Origin of the sequence: Mesorhizobium sp. (genome assembly GCF_024509055.1) — a bacterium.
Lineage (GTDB): Bacteria > Pseudomonadota > Alphaproteobacteria > Rhizobiales > Rhizobiaceae > Mesorhizobium.
On sequence record NZ_JANINM010000130.1, the window covers coordinates 1 to 4,358 of the forward strand.

5 protein-coding genes are annotated in these 4,358 nt (G+C 66.7%); all 5 read right to left on the minus strand.

The genetic code is table 11. From position 1 onward, the window contains the following. Positions 1 to 584 (minus strand): SAM-dependent methyltransferase (locus tag Q0L57_RS06955; RefSeq protein ID WP_296739954.1); only part of this gene is annotated, 584 nt, incomplete at its 3' end. Further along, on the minus strand, positions 581 to 1,330 hold the full coding sequence (locus Q0L57_RS06960) for a precorrin-2 C(20)-methyltransferase (RefSeq protein WP_296739957.1): 750 nt from the start codon (positions 1,328 to 1,330) through the stop codon (positions 581 to 583). The genes Q0L57_RS06960 and Q0L57_RS06955, both read right to left, overlap by 4 nt. Next, positions 1,327 to 1,959: a precorrin-8X methylmutase gene (locus Q0L57_RS06965; RefSeq protein ID WP_296739959.1), complete on the minus strand. Its 633-nt coding sequence runs from the start codon at positions 1,957 to 1,959 to the stop codon at positions 1,327 to 1,329. The genes Q0L57_RS06960 and Q0L57_RS06965 overlap by 4 nt, the downstream gene beginning before the upstream one ends. A 3-nt stretch (positions 1,960 to 1,962) precedes the next feature. Continuing rightward, complete coding sequence (gene cobG / locus Q0L57_RS06970; RefSeq protein ID WP_296739962.1) at positions 1,963 to 3,435, minus strand: precorrin-3B synthase; 1,473 nt, start codon at positions 3,433 to 3,435, stop codon at positions 1,963 to 1,965. Continuing rightward, the coding region (locus tag Q0L57_RS06975) for a cobaltochelatase subunit CobN (protein ID WP_296739964.1) at positions 3,432 to 4,358 on the minus strand (927 nt) is incomplete at its 5' end. The genes Q0L57_RS06975 and cobG, both read right to left, overlap by 4 nt.

A 4,358-nucleotide genomic window follows, 5' to 3' on the forward strand; every position in this document is an offset into this window, starting at 1 on the left:
CCGAAGATCACCGGCGTGGTGCCGGGCAGGATCGCTTTCAGGCATTCGAAGGCGCGGCCGAGCTGCCAGGGCCTTGCCTTGCTGATAGGGTTATAGAGCGCGATGACGAAGCCGGCGCCGGCAGCCGCCAGCAGCCGCAGTTCGACCAGGTCCCACGGTTTCAGATTGTCCGAAAGCGAGATGGCGCAGAAATCGTGACCAAGCGGCGCGCCGATGCGGGCGGCGACCGCGAGCATGGCGGTGACGCCGGGAACGACCGAAATGTCGATGGCGCGCCACTCCGCAGGGCCGGCTTCGATCGCCTCGCAGATGGCGGCAGCCATGGCGAAGACACCCGGATCGCCGCCGGAGACGACGGCGACGTTGTGGCCGTCGGCGGCCTTGGCCAGCGCTTCATTGGAGCGGGCGAGCTCCTCGCGGTTGTCGGAGGCGATGCGCGTCTGGTCCGGCCGCAATTCCAGCCGGTCGAGATAGGGCTTGTAGCCATAGAAGAAGGAAGCCTCGGCGACGGCATTTGCTGCCTGCGGCGTGACCTGGTCGGCGTTCCCCGGACCGAGGCCGATGACGGTGAGACGGCCACTCATGGCTTTGCCCCGGGGCGGGCGGACCACCCGGCGACCAACACGATGGCGAAATAGGGCGCTCTGTCGTCCGACTTTTCAGCAAGCCGCATCGAGACGCTGCCCGCCATGGTGCCGCGCTCGACATAGATGGCCCTGGCCAGCTTGCCGGTGGCTTCCAGCGCGCGGCGGATTTTCGGCAGGTTGCGGCCAACCTTCATGATGACGGCGGCATCGGTGTCGGCAAGGCGGCGCGTCAGCTCGAACTCACTCATCGTGCCCGGCAGCACGGTCAGCACATCGTCGCCCTGCACGATCGGCAGGCCGGACTGCGACCAGCAGCCGGACATGGCGGTGATGCCGGGGATGACATCGGTGGGGAAGCGATGCGCGAGGCGTACATGGAGATGCATGTAGGAACCGTAGAAGAGCGGATCACCTTCCGACAGAACCGCCACCATCTTACCGGCGCTGAGGTGCTCGGCGACCTGTTCGGCCGACTGCTCGTAGAAATCAGTGATCTGCGAGCGGTAGTCGTCGTGGTCCTTGTCGATTTCGGTCGTCACCGGATAGAGCAACGGCAATTCGATCATATCCGGCCGGAAGCGCGCCTCGACGATGGCGCGCGCATTGCTGTTGTTGCCTCGCTTGGCGAAATAAGCGACGACGTCGGCCTCGGCCAACGCGCGCGCCGCCTTCAATGTGAGGAGTTCCGGATCGCCGGGGCCGGTTCCGACGCCGACCAGTCTTCCCTTTGGCAAAGCGTTCACAGGCCAGGCCTCGCCAGGGAATTGAGCGCGGCGGCGGTCATGGCGCTGCCGCCCAGCCGACCGCGCACGATGGCGTAAGGCACGCCGTAGGAATTCTCGGCCAGCGCATCCTTGGATTCGGCCGCGCCGACGAAACCGACCGGCATGCCAATGATCGCAGCCGGCTTCGGCGCGCCATCGCGCAGCCTTTCCAGCAGGTAGAAGAGCGCGGTGGGGGCGTTGCCGATGGCGACGACCGATCCGGCCATGCGTCCTCCCCAAAGGTCGATTGCCGCCGCCGAGCGTGTGTTGCCGATGTCTTTTGCGAGGTCGGCCGTGCGCGGGTCGCGCAGCGTGCAGACCACCTCATTGCCTGCCGGCAGACGGGCGCGGGTGACGCCCTGCGCAACCATCTCGGCGTCGCAGAAGATCGGCGCGCCGGCAGCCAGCGCTCCACGGGCCGCTTCAACGAAACCGCTGGAAAAGACGAAATGACCGGCAGCTTCGACCTGGCCGCAGGCATGGATCATGCGGATCGCGACATCGGCTTCCGCCTCTGAGAAGCGCGAAAGGTCGGCCTCGGCGCGGATGATGGCGAAAGAGCGTTCGTAGATCGCCATTCCGTCATGGATGTAGTCGTAGGTGGCCATTCTTCAGTTCCGTCGATAGAGTTCGGCGATGTCAGCCGCGCCAAGCCTTGCCAGGCAGGCGGCGGCGGTCTCGCCGGGATGTCGTTCGCGGTGGATCGCCGCCGCAATGCCGGCGACCCCGCGCGCGGCGTCATAGCCCGGCCTGTATCCGGCAGGAAGGGCCTTTGCCGTCCCGTCCACGACAAGTCCGGCTCCGTTTTCGTCGCCGACCAAGGTCAACATTGCGGAACCTGGATGCGCGCAGCCCTTGGCGCAGCCGGAAATGTGGAGGGTGAGCGAGGGATCGAGGAAGTCGGCGCTCTCCTTTGCGACCGTCTCGGCGATCGCGCGGGTGGCGATGCGGCCGGATGCGCAGGCCGGCGTGCCGGGGCAGGCGGCGATGCGCGTGCGCGGGTCGGCGGGAGAGGTGACGAAGCCGAGGGTTGTGGCGAAGGATTGCAGGTTCGCGCAGGCGGATGGCGACAGGCCGAGGAACAGCAGGGCACGGCTCGGGGCGAGGCGGATTTCGGTGGTGCCGAGATCCGAGGACTGCCTGGAAAGGTCGATAATGTTTTGCGCAGGCATGCTGCCGAAGGGCAGGGCGATGCCGAGGGCGTGGCCGTTGTTGAGGGGAAAATGGCCAATTGGCGAACGAGGGCGCTCTACGGCGCCCCCCTCTGTCCTGCCGGACATCTCCCCCACTTGTGGGGAGATTGGCAGCTTCTGCGCCGGCTTTTCCCCAGCGACGTTGGAGATTGGCGAAGCCGCCGATGACAAGGCAATCTCCCCCCTTCTGGGGGAGATGTCCGGCAGCACAGAGGGGGGCGCGAAGGAATGCCAGCCTGCGAGAGAGGCCAGCTGCCGCGCCGACATATCGCGTGTGTGCGCCTCACGACCTTTTTCCGCGACCATCCTCAGCGCCGCCACAGCGATGTCGCGCGCAGCATCTTCATCGACTGTCGTGAGCGGCCTTGCACTATGCGCGTCCCCGGCAACAGACACGCGCCAGAGAACCTTGTCGCCAGCCCGCAGCGCCTTCAGCCTCACATCAGCTGTCACGGCATCCATGGTCAATTGCCCGCTGCCGTCGACAACCACGGACACCTTCGGCCCGAGCCTTCCTGTCAGGCCAGCCTCTTCGATCGCCACCCTGATCATGTCCGCCAGCGATGTTGGATCGGTAATCTCCAGCGGATCGATTCCCGCCAGCGGCCCGATCTCGACCGGAACGCCGCTGCGCACCGCTATGCCCAGCGCATCCACTTCGGCAGCCAGCAGCCTGACGCTTTCGGCTGTCAGCCCGCGGATCTGCAGGCTGCCGCGCGCGGTCACTTCCATGATGCCATTGCCGTGGCGCAGCGCTGATTCACCGAGCCCGATCAATGCTTTTGGGACCAGTCCTCCAGCGACGGGATTGAGCCGCACCAGCAGCCCGTCGCCGGTCTGCATCGGAGCGCTGAGGGCAGGGCAGGCGCCGCGCCGCGAAAACGCGTTCATGCCGCGACCCCGGTCGCCTGCGCTTCGGCGATCAAGGCGGCGAGATCGTCGTCGATCGAATTGCGGAGCGGATGCCAGAGGCCGCGTCGCCGCGCGGAGAGGAACCGCTCCGCGATGACCTTCGCGGCCGCCGGGTTTTCGCGCAGGATGAAGGCGCGCACATCGGCGTCGCCGAGATAGGCGTCGTGCACGGCTTCGATCAGCGTGCCTGATATGGCATGCGTGGTCTCCGCGAAGCCGACCAGGCGATCGACCGTTTCGGCGAATTCCGAGGCGCCGCGCGGGCCGTGGCGCATCTGCCCGGCGATGAAGCGGGGATTGACGGCGCGGGCACGCACCACCCGCGACACCGCTTCGCCGACCGAGCGTGGTTTGGGTTTCTTCGGGTCCGTGGTGTCGAGCACGATCACGTCGGCATTCCTGCCCAGCGTGGCAAGGGCTGCCGAAAAGCCGCCGATGAAGGCGACGTCGGCCGAACCCTCCAGGATATCGCGACAGGGATCATCGCCGGTGTGGACGAGGAGATCGGCTGCGGCGATGCGGCCTTCGAAGGCGCCGGGCGCCGCGATCGCCTCACCATCGGCGCCGCCATAGGCATGCGATGTGGCGTCGAGATAGGCGCGGCCGATTTCTTCGCGCGCGCCCCATTCGCCGCGTGACATCAGATCCTCGACGCCGGCGCCATAGGTGCCTGGCGAGGTGCCAAAAATGCGCGGGCTGACCTTGCCTTGGGCGCGGGTCGCAGCGGCAAGAGGGTTTTCCGAATCGTCCTCGTCGCGACTGGCAACTGCATTGGCAGCGGCATCTATCAGTGCGATCTGGGTCGGGAACATGTCGCGGAACAGGCCTGAAATGCGCCAGGTGACGTCTACACGCGGGCGACCGAGCGCCGCGGGCGGCAGCACCTCGATCCCGGTGACGCG